The organism is Luteibacter sp. PvP120 (assembly GCF_054055715.1).
In genome coordinates, this window is the sequence record NZ_JBSRXP010000001.1 from 759,394 (window position 1) to 773,175 (window position 13,782).

Annotated in this window: 11 protein-coding genes; 5 read left to right on the forward strand and 6 right to left on the reverse strand. The window is 66.2% G+C overall.

Annotated elements, in window-relative coordinates:
* Positions 1 to 97: 97 nt before the first annotated feature.
* Entirely contained in the window at positions 98 to 604 is a 507-nt protein-coding gene (locus ACVKN3_RS03015) for a peptidylprolyl isomerase (RefSeq protein ID WP_285401399.1), read from the reverse strand.
* A 238-nt stretch (positions 605 to 842) separates the two neighbouring features.
* Here ACVKN3_RS03015 and ACVKN3_RS03020 point away from each other — a divergent pair, with 238 nt between their 5' ends.
* Positions 843 to 1,841, forward strand: a complete 999-nt coding sequence (locus ACVKN3_RS03020) for a hypothetical protein (protein ID WP_285401397.1) — start codon at positions 843 to 845, stop codon at positions 1,839 to 1,841.
* Positions 1,842 to 1,845: 4 nt separating this feature from the next.
* Here the strand turns inward: ACVKN3_RS03020 and ACVKN3_RS03025 are convergent, their stop codons facing one another.
* The gene (locus ACVKN3_RS03025; RefSeq protein ID WP_285401395.1) at positions 1,846 to 3,588 is read right to left on the reverse strand and encodes a 3-hydroxybutyrate oligomer hydrolase family protein; all 1,743 of its coding nucleotides are present in this window, start codon (positions 3,586 to 3,588) and stop codon (positions 1,846 to 1,848) included.
* Positions 3,589 to 3,826: 238 nt separating this feature from the next.
* On the opposite strand from ACVKN3_RS03025, the gene ACVKN3_RS03030 reads away from it, so the two are divergent.
* Entirely contained in the window at positions 3,827 to 4,252 is a 426-nt protein-coding gene (locus ACVKN3_RS03030) for a hypothetical protein (RefSeq protein WP_285401394.1), read from the forward strand.
* On the opposite strand, the gene ACVKN3_RS03035 is transcribed toward ACVKN3_RS03030, so the two are convergent.
* On the reverse strand, positions 4,236 to 5,525 hold the full coding sequence (locus ACVKN3_RS03035) for a glycosyltransferase (protein ID WP_354512562.1): 1,290 nt from the start codon (positions 5,523 to 5,525) through the stop codon (positions 4,236 to 4,238). The two genes, ACVKN3_RS03030 and ACVKN3_RS03035, sit on opposite strands and share 17 nt — an antisense overlap.
* 147 nt (positions 5,526 to 5,672) lie before the next feature.
* On the opposite strand from ACVKN3_RS03035, the gene ACVKN3_RS03040 reads away from it, so the two are divergent.
* Both ACVKN3_RS03040 and typA read left to right on the forward strand, forming a co-directional pair.
* A complete protein-coding gene (locus tag ACVKN3_RS03040; protein WP_285401391.1) occupies positions 5,673 to 7,865 on the forward strand; it encodes a pilin in 2,193 nt (730 codons plus the stop codon).
* A gap of 127 nt (positions 7,866 to 7,992) precedes the next feature.
* Entirely contained in the window at positions 7,993 to 9,837 is a 1,845-nt protein-coding gene (typA, locus tag ACVKN3_RS03045; protein WP_036140795.1) for a translational GTPase TypA, read from the forward strand.
* Positions 9,838 to 10,158: 321 nt separating this feature from the next.
* Here the strand turns inward: typA and ACVKN3_RS03050 are convergent, their stop codons facing one another.
* Positions 10,159 to 11,232 (reverse strand): mechanosensitive ion channel family protein, encoded by a 1,074-nt coding sequence (locus tag ACVKN3_RS03050; RefSeq protein WP_354512560.1) that lies wholly within the window; start codon positions 11,230 to 11,232, stop codon positions 10,159 to 10,161.
* 71 nt (positions 11,233 to 11,303) lie between these two features.
* Between ACVKN3_RS03050 and ACVKN3_RS03055 the strand changes: the two genes are divergently transcribed.
* Complete coding sequence (locus tag ACVKN3_RS03055) at positions 11,304 to 11,834, forward strand: mismatch-specific DNA-glycosylase (RefSeq protein WP_285401386.1); 531 nt, start codon at positions 11,304 to 11,306, stop codon at positions 11,832 to 11,834.
* Here the strand turns inward: ACVKN3_RS03055 and ACVKN3_RS03060 are convergent.
* Complete coding sequence (locus ACVKN3_RS03060; protein ID WP_354512558.1) at positions 11,810 to 13,042, reverse strand: cytochrome c; 1,233 nt, start codon at positions 13,040 to 13,042, stop codon at positions 11,810 to 11,812. The genes ACVKN3_RS03055 and ACVKN3_RS03060 overlap by 25 nt on opposite strands.
* Before the next feature lie 4 nt (positions 13,043 to 13,046).
* Complete coding sequence (locus tag ACVKN3_RS03065; RefSeq protein ID WP_354512556.1) at positions 13,047 to 13,748, reverse strand: c-type cytochrome; 702 nt, start codon at positions 13,746 to 13,748, stop codon at positions 13,047 to 13,049.
* Positions 13,749 to 13,782 lie beyond the last annotated feature (34 nt).

Below are 13,782 nucleotides of genomic sequence, written 5' to 3' on the forward strand. Positions count from 1 at the left end.
TTCCTCGGCGGGGCTGGGGCAAAGGCCGCTATTTTAACACGGCCCCCTAAGGAAAACGCCGCCCGAGGGCGGCGTCTGAACAGGAGGTGCGGGGCGCTCAGCGCGCGTCGAGCACTTCGTTCCACTTGGCCACCTGGGCGGACTGCTTCTCCAGCAGCGCGTCGACGTCGCCCTCGACGATGACCTTCTCGATGGTGTCGTCGCCGGCGATGGTGTTGACCACGGCCTGGTCTTCCGGTCCCACCACTTCACCGAACACGCTGTGCTTGCCGTCCAGCCAGGGGGTGGCACCATGGGTGATGAAGAACTGCGAACCGTTGGTGCCCGGGCCGGCGTTGGCCATGGACAGGACGCCCGGCTTGTCGTGCTTCAGGCTGGCGTCGAACTCGTCGCCGAACTTGTAGCCGGGGCCGCCACGACCGGAACCCTCGGGGCAGCCGCCCTGGATCATGAAATCGGGGATGACGCGGTGGAAGGTCTTGCCGTCGTAGTAGCCGCGCTTGGCCAGGTTGACGAAGTTGGCCACCGTCATCGGGGTCTTGTCGTCGTGCAGGCGCAGGTGGATATCGCCCTTGTTGGTCTTCATGGTGACGTTGATGGTCATCGCGATTCCTGTAACTCGTTGAAAAATAGGTCCATCCGCATCGCGCGTCCGGTCCTGGGGGCTGCAAAGGCTAACGAAGATGGCGCCACTTGGCTGCGAGTTCAAGCGGAAAAGCGTGACGACGGGGCAAAAGCGTAACGGATGCCCGGCGGGGCCCGAGCCTTGCCTACAACGGAAGGCGTATTTGCATCACGACTGAGCTGTCGTAAGTTGAAAAAAACTAAGTGAGAGCAACGACATGGATGTCGAAAAGAACTTACGGGCGGTCGCGCTCGCCCTGATCTTCACCGTTGGCCTGGGTGCCTGCTCGGCCCTGCCGACAAGCCAGACGCTGGCGAGTGACCACGCAGCCCTTCTCTCGCACACCGATCCGGCAACCCCATACGCCGAGCGCGAGCCCAGCGGTCCGACGGTAGTCCGGCACCTGCAGGCTCGTTACGACTCACAAGATATCGATTGCGGTCAGCCCGTGGGATCGTCACCGTCGCGCCCGTCTTTCCTCTGCACCGGCGTCCTTTTACGCGCCACGGTGCCCGGAAACTATTTCTCGTGGGATCCCAACCCCAATAGCAAGAAGGGCAGCGTGTCGTTCGCATGGCTGCGTACGGACGCGACCTTCCGTACGATCTACACGCCGCGTTACGCCAATGGCTTCATCATCCTGCCGGTGTTCTATGCGGACGACTTCAATTACGAAAAACTGCAAGTCCTCTGTGCCTTCCCGCTGGACGGCGGCACCGATAATCGGGACAGCCTGGGTTGCGGCATGTACGGCGCAGCAGCGCCACGGAGCAGACGCTGCGAGGATCAGGGCATCACGACGGGCGCCCAATGGGTGAGCAACTACCGCATCGGCAATACCTACACCACTATCTGCAGCTTCAATGTCAGCTCGGGCAGCGGTGACACGGCGCGGCGGTTCATGCAGATGGGCGCCGCCATGCGTCTGATGAACGAGCCGCTCGACCCCATCACACCGGACCGGTCATACACGAACGAACTGCTGATCGCGACATGGAGACAAGGCCTTGCCAGCACCTTTCCGATCGAGGCGTTTTTCTACCAGACCGGGGTCCCCGGTGGACCGGCCAACGCCAGAAAGGACCAGGGCGACTTCAAGAGGCAATCGGGTCGATGGGTGCCGGTGGTCAGCATGACCATGCCGAGCAACCGGAACGACAAGGTGAAATTCGGTTACAACGAGGCCGATCAGGACCCGACGATCCCGCATCCATAAAAGATCAGCGTGACGGCCATCCCAGCGATGCCGCCGTCAGCGCACCCGGCCCACGCGGCCGGGTGTCGCGAACCACGGCATCCTCCGGCAGTATCCTGCCCTCGGCGATATGGACCCATGCGCGATCGAGTGCGGCGTAGCCGAACGGAAGCAGGGGTACGTGGCGGTCACCAAAGTCCGGGAACGACAGGAATGCATCGAAGTGCTGGGCATACGGCACTTTCCAGAAAACGGGCGACCGGCCCGACGCGCGCAGCCAGGCCACGTACGGTTCGGAGCTGAAGGCGACGGGGATCAGGCCGTCCTGCGCGCCGTGGATCACCAGCACGGGAAGGCTCGCACGCGGGAGCCTCGCCACGGTGGATGCCACGCCGGCACGCAGATCGAGCGCATCCTGGCCCTGCCCGCCCCAGAGATCCCTCAGGCACCGCGTGCCCGGCAACGTGGGGTCCAGCGACACGTCCGTACCACCGGCCAGGGTCACGCCTGCGCCGGGCGGCACGCCGGACCCGTCGGCCCACCAGGACGCCCTGACCGCCGCGTCGAAGGGAGCGCCGATGTCGGCGCGGTAAACGAACCCGCAGGGCATGTGACCGGCCGCACGCCGTGTATAGGCCGACGCATACGCGGCGGCGACGGCGCGCCAGAGGTCCAGCGACGTGGACGCCGCGCCGACCTTCATCGCGTCGTCCTGCCAGCCCGCCGTGCGTAGCCGGTCCAGGGCCTCGTCGGCCTGGGCGCCGGGCATCGTCGCGTGCAGAAGGCCATGCGCTCGCAACATGGCGGCACGCAGGGCCCAGCCCGGTGGCGAGGCAAGCCCTACCCTGGCGAACGGTACGCCGTCGAAGAACCGCGAACCCAGCGCCGCGGGAAGCCACAGCGCGGCTTCCGTGGCGTAGTCGTAGAACGCGCGGCCGCGCCCCTCGACATGGATGTTCGGTTCCAGCGCCACCACCGCCGCGAGGATGCCCTCGTCATCGTCGCCCGCGGCACGCAGCACGGCGCCGCCACCATTGGAAATGCCCGCGGCGAGGATGCGCGTGTTGCCTGCGGTGAACGGGGCTTCATCGGGAAACGCCTGATCGAGCATGGCCAGGCCGAATCGCGCAGCCTGTAATACATGCCGGCCCCAGTCCGCCTCGGGGTTGTCGCCCGAATGCGCGTGCTTCACCGCGATACCCGCATCGGTGGGTGCATCCGGCGGCTCGAATTCCAAAGGTATGTCACCCGCCTTCGCGCGGGTACCGTCGAGTGCCACGCCGGTGCGATCCGCTGTATCGAAGTAGCCCGACCCGGCCCCCTTGTCGGTGTAGACCACGGCACAGCCACGGGGCAGGCCCCAGCCGCCCGCCAGGGCGATAGAGCCGTAGATAGCCCGCGAACCCGGCGATGCCGTGACTACGAGGCAACGCTGCCCGTGGTCGAACGCATCGGGCACCTGCACCAGCACCCGGTGCGGCGCGCGGGCACCCGGCAGCGTGGCGAACGCGGTGTACTCGCGGCCCGGCACCGGTGGCATGCGGCCGTAGAGCGTGCCAAAACCACCGAGCGGACCGAGATCGGCGATACCTTTCCAACTGCTGTGGATCGCGCGGCGACGCAGTTCCGTCGGCGTGGGCGCCCCGGGCCGGGCGAAGGCCGACGGTGTGCCGGTCAGACCACTGAGGCCCAGCCCGGCGCTGAGCAGGTCGTCGCGGTCGCGATGCGTGGTGACGCGGACATCGCCGAAGGTGTCGGTGGAGGACATCGACGTTTCCTTTCGGCCGAGTCAGGAACGGAGGACGATGCGCCACCTTACCGCTGGATAGCAACACTACTACCTTGCCGATCCAACCCGGCATGCCCGAACAAGCCGCGACGGCACACCCCAGGACAGCCAATGGTCCGCCGCCGGAGGCCAAGATCACACCTCTAACGGCGTCCTAACAAAACACCCGCTCCCCGCCACTAGCATCGGCCATGCATCGATTCCCACGGAGCGACGGATGGAACGCGAACTGAGACTCGGCGGCAAGCGCATTGTCCTCCAGGACCCTAACGGCGCCCTGGCGCAGACCATCGATGCACGTAGCAGCCAGCCCCTGCCCGACACGTCGCGGACCCAGGCGAGCGAAGCAGCCCTGCTGCCACCCCAGGGGTTTCCGGATACGAACGATCCCCTCGGCGTCGCCCATGCCGAAGGCCAGCTTTACGGCGCCATCTACCAGGGCAAGGTGGGTCCAGCCACGTTCGTCGTGAGTGGCTTGCTGTCGTTGCTAGGCGTTTTGTGCGCCGTCGCCGTGATCAGCGAGCAGGCATGGAGCGCTCCGCTGCGTGCCGTGGCGGGGACGCTCGTGGTTCTGGCGGATGCATGGATCTTCTGGGTTGTCTATCGCCGCATGCGCGCGCGCAGGCTCAAGCACGCACGATAGCGCCGACCACCCGCAGCACCTCGGCCCGCGTATCCAGGCGGCGGTGCGCATCCGCCAGCGCCATGGCCCCGGCCTTGAAGGTGGGATCGGTGAGCAGTCGTTCCACCGCGACGCGCACGTCTTCGACACGGGCGGTGTTCGTTTGCAGGTCGATGCCCGCACCGGCCCACGCCACGCGTGCACTGACGTCCGCCTTGTCCTCGGCGAGGCCTGCGGCCACGATGGGAATACCGTGGGCAAGCGCCTGGTTGACCGTGTTGTAACCGCCATTGGTGACCAACACGTCCACCTTCGGCAGTAGCCATTCGAAGGGAAGATAAAGGGCGACCCGCGCGTTGGACGGAAGATTACCGTCGAGCGATGCCACCGGTCGGCCGCCGGTGGTCACGACCACGAGCACATCCGGCCTGTCCGCCAGGGCAGCCAGCGTGGGCTCGACCAACTGGCTGAAGTCATGGTTGGACAGCGTGCCCTGCGTGACCAGGACGACCTTGCGCGATCCGTCCAGATCGCCGGCCCAGGACGGCAGCGGCGCCTGATTCGGCGTGATGGGTAGAGCGCCGACGAAGCGGACGGTTGTCGGCATGTCGGGACGTGGGTATTCGAAGTCGGGCACGGTGAGCTGGATATGGGCATCGGGCAGGCAGGTCACCGCGTCGAGGATGTCCATCGACAACGGCGGTGCGCCGGCTGACGCCAGGCAACGGTCGATGTGCGCAGCAAACGGATGGGCGAACCGGCGTTCCACCTCGTCGGCGACGGTGGCATAGGCGGCTTCCTCGGCGGCGTCGCGAGCGGGTGGCAGCCCCATGTTGCACGGACCGCGATCCGGCCGGTGCCACAGCAGGAAGGTCGTGCCGCACAGCAGGATGGCCGGCCGTGCCGAGCGCTCGCCGAGCAGGAAGGGAAGGACACCGAAAAAGAGGTTGTCGGCGACGATGAGATCGGCGGCGAAATCCGCCATGACCTCGCGCAAGCCCCGGTGCTGGGCGCCGAGGGGATCGGCGAAGACCCGTTTGAAATAGAAGAGCGTCATGGCGGGACCGGGTTCGAGCTCCGCGAATTCCGGATAGGCCGTGAGCATGTCACTGGCGTCCACGTCGGCCTCGCCCGGAAAGGGATGAAACCGGGCACCGATGGCTTCGATGCGATGGCGGAAGTGGGTGGCCGACAGGCCGACGACCTCGTGGCCGGCATCCACGAGCATGCGGCCGACGGCGAGGACGGCGTTGAGGTGGCCAAGCAGCGGGACCGACGTGATGATAATTTTCATCCGGGTATTGGACGACGCGCGGGTCGCCGAATCTGTCGGCGTAAAACCCGTCGGCACGTCGGTCGATGAGCCTGCCGAAGCCAGCCCGCTGGCTGCTATCCTCCGGTTCCCGGCAGGAGCCGGACGAACCCAAGGGGATAAAGAGCAATGATTGCCCGCCGTACCGTCGTGCTGTCCGCCGCCATCGTCGCGGCTCTCGGGCTGGCCGCCTGCCACAAGAAAGACGAAGCACCCGCCGCCGACCCGAAGGCCGTCGCCGCCGCTCAGGCCGCGATTTCCTCGCCCGCCTGGCTTCGCCAGCACCTGCCTGCGCAGACCGTCGCCTACATGCGGTTCCCCTCGCCCTGGGCCCTTGTCGGCGGCGCCCCCACGGGACGACCGCTGGACGCCGCGCTCTCGACCAAGGCGAACATCGACGCCATTGCAAAGGTGCGCGAGGCCATCGCCAAGGACGCCACGCTGGCCGATGCACGGATCGGACCGGCCTTGAGCCTGCTGGTGGGCGACCTGCGCTCGCCGGTCGAGGTGGCGTTGATCGACCCGCTCGGCATCCCTGCCCCCACCTCGCGCGTGGTCGCCACGGCGGCGCTCTCGTTCGATTCAGTGGATGCCTTCAACAAGCAGGTCGCGACCCTGTTCACCACGCCGGTACTCGCCGCACCGCTGGATGCCCGGGGCAACGGCAAGCTGGTCTCCGGCGGCGCCATCCGCTATGTCGCCGCCGAGCACCGCGTCTGGATAACGCAGTCGATGCAGCAGCCCAGCGACGGCGCCACCCTCGACGAACTGGTCGCCACGTTCGGCAAGTCCACGGCGGCAACCGCCCCGGCCACCCTTTCCGCACTGGAAGCCCGCATCGATACCTCCGGCCAGGGCCTGTTCGGCTGGGCATCCGTGCGTGGCGTGGGCGGTGTCGCCGCCGCGCAGGCCGGTGACAATCCCCTGGGCAAGCTGCCGGCGGATTTCGCCAGCAAGGCCGATGCGGTGGCGTTCGGCGGAGGCACGGTGGACGGCCGCGGCCAGTTCCGCATGATCGTGCACGCACCGCAGGCACGCCTGCTGCAGTACATCGCCCCGCGCTCGTTCGCCCCGGATTTCAAGACGGTCGGCAAGCCGCGCTGGGCCATGAGTGTCGCCTTGCCCAGCGCCGAGGGCTACAAGGCGTTCGAGGACAACCTCAACCTGGACTTCGGCCCCGAGAACGCCGGCAAGGTGCGTGGCGCCCTGGCAAAGATGCGCCAGACCTACGGCTTCGACGTGGCCGACTATACGAAGTGGCTGGGCCCGGAGTCGGTCGCCTTCGCGGACGATGCAGGCGAGTTCTTCGCCATCCGTACGCGCGACCGCAAGGCCTGGTACGCCCGCATCGACGAGATGACCAAGGCCGGCCGCTGGCGCAGCGGCGAGACCACCATCGACGATGCCCATGTCCACTGGCTGTTCATGCCCGGCGCGCCGTACCTGGCCGACGACGCCAATCCCTCCAGCGAGCAGATCAAACCCTTCCTGGCGCTGGCCCAGCGGGTGGGAACACGCCTGTACTGGGTGGAGGAAGGCGACTGGATCGTGCTGGCCAAGGTGCCCCAGGCACTGGCCGATCGCGCCGCCGGTAAGCCCGATACGTCCATCGCGGACTGGTTCAAGGATCGCAGCTATCCGGGCGTACGCACCTTGCTCGGCTTCACTGTCACCAGCCACGGCGCCCAGCGCGACGCGTACTACGCCTACATCCAGTTCCTGCAGTTCATGGGTGGCATCGCGGGCAGCGATATCGACGTCTCCGCCCTGCCCGCCGCCCATACGCTGGGGCTGCCCTCCGACGGCGTGCTCGGCGCCGCGCTGGAGACCGACCAGGACACGCTGGGGCTGTCGCTCACTTACGAACAGGCTCCGACGGAATTCATCGGCCACAGTGGCGCCGGTGGCGCGGTGGCCGGCATGGCCATCATTGCCGCCATCGCCGTACCGCAGTACCAGCAGTACATGCTGCGGAGCCAGGTGACGGCCGCGCTGACGGCGGCGGAGCCTGCGAAGAAGGCGGTCGCCGAACGACGGCTCGCCAGCGGCAAGTTCCCGTCGAGCAACAAGGCGGCCGGACTGGGGCCTGCCGACTCGCTGGGCAACGACTACGCCGGTTCGGTCGAGGTCGGCCAGGGCGGCGAGATCGCCATCACCCTGGACGGCGAGGCGCCGCATAAGGCCGACGCCAAGCTGATCGGCGGTCGCCTGGTGCTCATGCCCGAGATCGAGGCGGGCCGGGTGAACTGGACCTGCGCTGGCGACGGCATCGACGCGAAATATCTGCCGGCGACCTGCCAGGGCCAGCTTCCGGGGCTCTGAACCGAGGTCGGGGGGCGGGGTCGCCTGAACGGCGCCCCGCCAGTCATGCGAAAGTCGTCAAATTCCTTTATAATCGGCGGCTTCCCAACCTAAAGAGGCGATCCGGCTGTACGCCGGCGCATAACGCATGTCGATCGAATTCCTGCGCAACATCGCTATCGTCGCTCACGTCGACCATGGCAAGACCACCCTCGTCGACCAGCTTCTGAAGCAGTCGGGCACGCTCAACGAGCGTACCGTGCTCGCCGAGCGCGTCATGGATTCGAACGACCAGGAAAAGGAGCGTGGCATCACGATCCTGGCCAAGAACACGGCCATCACCTGGGAAGACAAGAAGACCGGCGTCAAGAACCGCATCAACATCGTCGACACCCCGGGACATGCCGACTTCGGCGGCGAAGTCGAGCGTGTGCTGTCGATGGTCGACACCGTGCTGATCCTGGTCGACGCGATGGACGGCCCGATGCCGCAGACGCGCTTCGTCACCCAGAAGGCGTTTGCGATGGGCTTCAAGCCGATCGTCGTCGTCAACAAGGTCGACCGTCCCGCCGCGCGTACGGAATGGGTGGTCGAGCAGGTGTGGGATCTGTTCGCCAAGCTCGGCGCCACCGACGAGCAGATGGATTTCCCGATCGTCTACGCGTCCGCGCTGAACGGCTACGCCTCGCTCGACGAGAATGCCCGCGAAGGCGACATGACCCCGCTGTACGAAGCGATCATGCAGCACGCACCGAAGCCGGACGTCGATCCGGAAGGCCCGTTCCAGATGCGCATCAGCCAGCTGGACTACAACAACTTCGTCGGCGTGATCGGCATCGGCCGTGTGCAGCGCGGTACCCTGAAGAAGGGTATGCAGGTCGCCGTGATCGACCGCGAAGGAAAGAAGCGCCAGGGCAAGATCGTCCAGGTGCTCGGCTTCCTGGGCCTCGAGCGCATCGAGCAGGACAGTGCCGAAGCCGGCGATATCGTCGCCATCTCGGGCATCCCCGACCTGACCATCTCCGACACGCTGACCGCGCCGGATACGCCGGAAGCGCTGCCGGCGCTGAGCGTCGACGAGCCGATGATCAGCATGACCTTCCAGGTCAACAACTCGCCGTTCGTCGGCAACAAGGATCTCTCGGGTGGCAAGTTCCTGACCAGCCGCCAGCTGCGCGAGCGTCTGGACCGCGAGAAGGTGCACAACGTCGCCCTCCGCGTCGAGGACGGCTCCGACGCCGACAAGTTCCTGGTCTCGGGCCGTGGCGAACTGCACCTGTCGGTGCTGATCGAAAATATGCGTCGCGAAGGCTACGAGCTGGCCGTGTCGCGCCCGGAAGTCATCCTCAAGGAAATCGACGGCCAGAAGATGGAGCCGATCGAGGAACTGGTGATCGACATCGAAGAGATCCACCAGGGCGGCGTGATGGAGCGCCTCGGCATCCGCAAGGGTGAGCTGAAGAACATGGTCTCGGACGGCAACGGTCGCGTGCGTCTCGAATACGAGATCCCGGCCCGTGGCCTGATCGGCTTCCAGAACCAGTTCAAGACCCTCACCCAGGGTTCCGGCCTGCTGTTCCACGTGTTCAAGGAATACGGCCCGTACACCCCGGCTCCGATCGCCAAGCGCCAGAACGGCGTGATGATCGCCAACGCCGGCGGCAACACCCCGGCCTACTCGCTCGGGCCCCTCCAGGAGCGCGGCAAGCTGTTCGCCGCCGAAGGCGACTCGGTGTACGAAGGCCAGCTGATCGGCATTCACGCGAAGGACAACGACCTCACCGTCAACGCGATCAAGCCGAAGCCGCTGACCAACATGCGCGCCTCCGGCAAGGACGATGCGATCCAGCTGACCCCGGCCACCAAGTTCACGCTGGAACAGGCCCTGGACTTCATCGACGACGACGAGCTGGTCGAAGTCACGCCGAAGGAAATCCGCATGCGCAAGAAGCACCTGACGGAACAGGATCGCAAGAAGGCGTCGCGCGGCTAAGGCCAGGCGATATTTGCGGTCTAAAAAGAGCCCGGCACATGCCGGGCTCTTTTTTTGTCACGTCGAAAAAAGCGGGTAGGAGCCCACGATGTGGGCGAACCCTCACTGTGACTATGGCGACTGAGGCCATGCACTCCATCCATGCTGGCGTTTCCATGTGTCGAACGGAGATGCTTTTAAGGCGCTTTAAAAGCCGTCTTAGGAGAGTCTAAAACGCTCGCCTGTGCGAAATGAGTCGCCTCATTCGCGATAGCTACCTTGAGGGTTCGCCCACATCGTGGGCTCCTACACGTGCGAAAGGAGTCGCCTTATTCGCGATAGCTACCTTGAGGGTTCGCCCACATCGTGGGCTCCTACGCGGTAACGGGGCATGTAGGCGGGGAAGTCGCGGCGGACGAAGGCGATCAGGCCTTCGCGCACCTTGCAGCGCAGGTCGAACGACTTGCCGGAGTCCATCGAGCTGACCAGGGCGCGGATCTGCATCGCCTTGTCGTTTGCCTCGACCACCTGCAGCACGATGACGCGGCCGTCCCACTCGGCGGCTTCCTTGCAGAGGCGCTGCAACTCCGTGCGCAACGGCTCCAGCGGCAGGCCATAGTCGAACCACAGCAGCACCGAGCCGAGTATCTGCGAGCTGTTGCGCGTCCAGTTCTGGAACGGTGTCTCGATGAAGTATTGCAGGGGCACGATCATGCGGCGCTGGTCCCAGATCGCCACCACCACGTAGGTGCTGGTGATTTCCTCGATGCGGCCCCATTCGCCCTCGACGATCACCACGTCGTCGATACGGATCGGCTGGGTCAGCGCGATCTGGATGCCGGCGATGAGGTTGCCCAGCACCGGCTTGGCCGCAAGACCCACCGCGAGGCCCGCCAGGCCGGCTGACGCGAGCAGGCTGGCGCCGAACTGGCGCACCGTCGGGAACGTCATCAAGGCCACGCCCAGCCCGAGCACGATGACCACGACCATGCCGGTACGAGCCAGCACACGCACCTGCGTCTGCACACGCCGTGCGCGGAGATTGTCTTCCAGGTCGATGGGATTGAAACGGGATACCGTCGCTTCCAGCGCGCCGATGCAACGGACCAGGAACCAGGTGCAGGCCCCGATCAGCAGCACCGCGATCAGGTGTTCCAGGCCATCGATCAGGCGCGCGGGTTGCTCCGGCGCGGCACGGAAGGTCAGCAGCAGCATCGCCAGCGGTACGATCACTTCCATCGGCGCCTTGGCGCGCGCGATGATGCTGGCACCGCGCGGGTGCCGCAGGGTGAAGCGACGCAACAACAGGTCGACGAAGCGGCGGAGAATACCCGCGACGGCCAGCGCGATCACCACGATCAACGCGAAACGCGTCCACGGATGCGAAAAATCGGGCATCCAGTCGGAAGGGTTCATGGGTGACGAGCCTAACGCCCCGGATGTCCACATTTTGTTGTGATGCAGCAATCGGGAGGTAAAACGTCCGTATGAGTCACGACGATCCACACGGTTTCATCCTCCCCGACGTGCTCGAAACGGGCCTGGCACTGGTGTTCTGCGGCACTGCGGCGGGTACGCGATCGGCCCGCGACAGCGCCTATTACGCCCATCCGGGGAACATGTTCTGGCGCACGGTACATACGGTGGGCCTGACACCGCGGCTGCTGGCACCCGCCGAATACCCCTTGATGCCGGGTTTCGGCATCGGCCTGACCGACCTGTCGAAATTCCATTACGGCAACGACGCCGAGCTGCCCCGCGACGCGTTCGATGTCGCCGCGCTGCACGAAAAGCTGGCGCGATTCGCCCCGCGCGCCCTCGCTTTCACCAGCAAGCAGGCCGGACGCTCCGCACTCGGCAGGCCGGTCGGTTTCGGACGGCAATCCGTGGATATCGGCCACACCGCCGTCTTCGTGCTGCCCTCCCCGTCCGGCCAGGCGCGGCGATCGTGGGACATCGAGCCCTGGCGACAGCTCGCGGCCTTCGTGCGCGATCAGCCGCCCGGCGTCGATCGATAGGCGCGCACGTCGCCAGGTGACACGGCCGAGGCCTTGTTCGACCAAGCCTGCCGGATGTACGTCACGACTGCCGCCGCATCGTCGTCGCCGAGCTTTTGCGAGAAGGGCGGCATGGAATACGGACGCGGGTTGTCGCGCGTGGCGGGCGCGAAGCCACCGCTCAGCACGATGCGGATCGCGTTGATGCCCGTGGGTTCGGTGACCGAGACATTGCTGTCCAGCGCCGGGTAGGCATCGCCCTTGCCACGCCCGTCGTAGCCATGGCATTGCGCACAGTGCGCCACATAGACCGTCTTGCCGTTACGCGCGAGGTCGTCCGCACCGGCCGCGGATTCGCTTTGCTCGGCGGATTCGCGTTCCGGCAGCGCGGCCAGGTAGCTCGCCATGGCGGCAAGGTCGGCGTCGGTGAGGTGCTGCGTGCTCTGCAGCACCACCTCGGCCATCGGCCCCAGTGCCGTGCCTTTCGCGGAACGACCGGTCTTCAACAGTGCCACCACATCCGCTTCCGTCCAGCCGGACAGTCCACCGTGGCGGCCCATCGACAGATCCGGCGCATACCAGTTCTGCGTGGGGATGATGCCACCGGCGAGGTAGGGCTCGGTGAGCATGGCACCGAAGCGGTTGCGACTCGCGTGGCACTCGTTGCAGTGGCCCAGGCCCTGCACGAGGTAGGCACCGCGGTTCCATGCCGGCGACCGTTTCGGATCGGGCTGGAACTCGCCCTCGTCGAAGTACAGGGCACGCCATGGGGCCATCATCGAGCGCATGCTGTAGGGCCAGCGCAGCGTCGGCTCGGGTACGGCGCGCTTCACGGGCGCCAGGCTTTTCAGATAGGCGAAGATGGCATCGGTGTCCGCGCGCGTCACCTTCGTGTACGAGGTGAACGGGAACACGGGATACAGCGAGCTGTCGTCGTGTCCCTTCCCTGCGTGCATGGCACGGTAGAAATCGTCGGCATCCCAGGTGCCCAGGCCGGTCTCCCGATCGGGCGTGAGGTTGGGCGCAACGATGGCGCCGAACGGCGTACCGATAGCGCGGCCGCCGGAAAACGGCACGCCGCCACGCGCGGTATGGCACGACGCACAATCGCCTGCCACGGTGAGGTAACGGCCACGCTCCTCGACGGTCCCGGCATGCGACGAAACACCCGCGAGGGCAAGGAAGACAAGACCCAGGCAACGGACAAGACGCGGGATCGGCAGGTTCATCGACTCATCCTCCCAGCACGCCGCAGCGCATCGGCGGCGTCACGCTGCCGGCCGGTTCGGCATGGGTGTCGTCGGGCACGGGCCGGGTGGCCAGCCACGCCGATACCGCGCTGATGTCCGCATCGCTCAGGCGACTGACGATCGTCGCCATGCAGTCCGGTGCCGTCGTATTGCGCGTGTCGGTGCGCCACGCACCCAGCTGCGCGCTGATGTAGTCGTACGGCAGGTTGACCAGCCCCGGGATATCCGGCTGGACACCGGCCAGGCTCGCACCGTGGCAGGCGACGCAGGCAGGCACGCCTTTCTGCGCATCGCCGCGCAGCACCAGCTGCTCGCCACGTGCCGTGGCGCGTGGCGACATCGCCGGTGCCGGCTGCTTCGTATAGGGCACCTGCTGGTCGGAGAAGTAATCGGCGATCTCGCGAAGGTATGCGTCGCTCAACGGAGCGACGGTGTATTCCATGATCGGGTAATGCCGCAGGCCTTTCTGGAAGTCCTGCATCTGCCGGTGCAGGTAGCCCGCCGGTTTGCCGGCAAGGCGCGGATTGAAACCGTTGTCGCCACCCTCGCCATGCACGCCATGGCAGCTGGTGCAGGCGGCGATGCGTTGCACCAGGGTGTCGGGCACCGCGGTCGTGTCCGCGGCGTGCGCCTTGAGGGCGCACACTGCGAGGACGACGACGGCGAGTCGGCTCGGAAGACGCATGGACACTCCCTGGCGTAACGTTGGCGAAGTCCAC

Excerpts from the sequence above, each read along its gene's own strand:
- ACVKN3_RS03035 (WP_354512562.1), bottom strand. The coding sequence starts at position 5,525 with ATGAAAATTATCATCACGTCGGTCCCGCTGCTTGGCCACCTCAACGCC.
- ACVKN3_RS03025 (WP_285401395.1), bottom strand. The coding sequence starts at position 3,588 with ATGTCCTCCACCGACACCTTCGGCGATGTCCGCGTCACCACGCATCGC.
- ACVKN3_RS03055 (WP_285401386.1), top strand. The coding sequence starts at position 11,304 with ATGAGTCACGACGATCCACACGGTTTCATCCTCCCCGACGTGCTCGAA.
- ACVKN3_RS03040 (WP_285401391.1), top strand. The coding sequence starts at position 5,673 with ATGATTGCCCGCCGTACCGTCGTGCTGTCCGCCGCCATCGTCGCGGCT.
- ACVKN3_RS03050 (WP_354512560.1), bottom strand. The coding sequence starts at position 11,232 with ATGAACCCTTCCGACTGGATGCCCGATTTTTCGCATCCGTGGACGCGT.
- ACVKN3_RS03020 (WP_285401397.1), top strand. The coding sequence starts at position 843 with ATGGATGTCGAAAAGAACTTACGGGCGGTCGCGCTCGCCCTGATCTTC.
- typA (WP_036140795.1), top strand. The coding sequence starts at position 7,993 with ATGTCGATCGAATTCCTGCGCAACATCGCTATCGTCGCTCACGTCGAC.
- ACVKN3_RS03065 (WP_354512556.1), bottom strand. The coding sequence starts at position 13,748 with ATGCGTCTTCCGAGCCGACTCGCCGTCGTCGTCCTCGCAGTGTGCGCC.
- ACVKN3_RS03030 (WP_285401394.1), top strand. The coding sequence starts at position 3,827 with ATGGAACGCGAACTGAGACTCGGCGGCAAGCGCATTGTCCTCCAGGAC.
- ACVKN3_RS03060 (WP_354512558.1), bottom strand. The coding sequence starts at position 13,042 with ATGAACCTGCCGATCCCGCGTCTTGTCCGTTGCCTGGGTCTTGTCTTC.
- ACVKN3_RS03015 (WP_285401399.1), bottom strand. The coding sequence starts at position 604 with ATGACCATCAACGTCACCATGAAGACCAACAAGGGCGATATCCACCTG.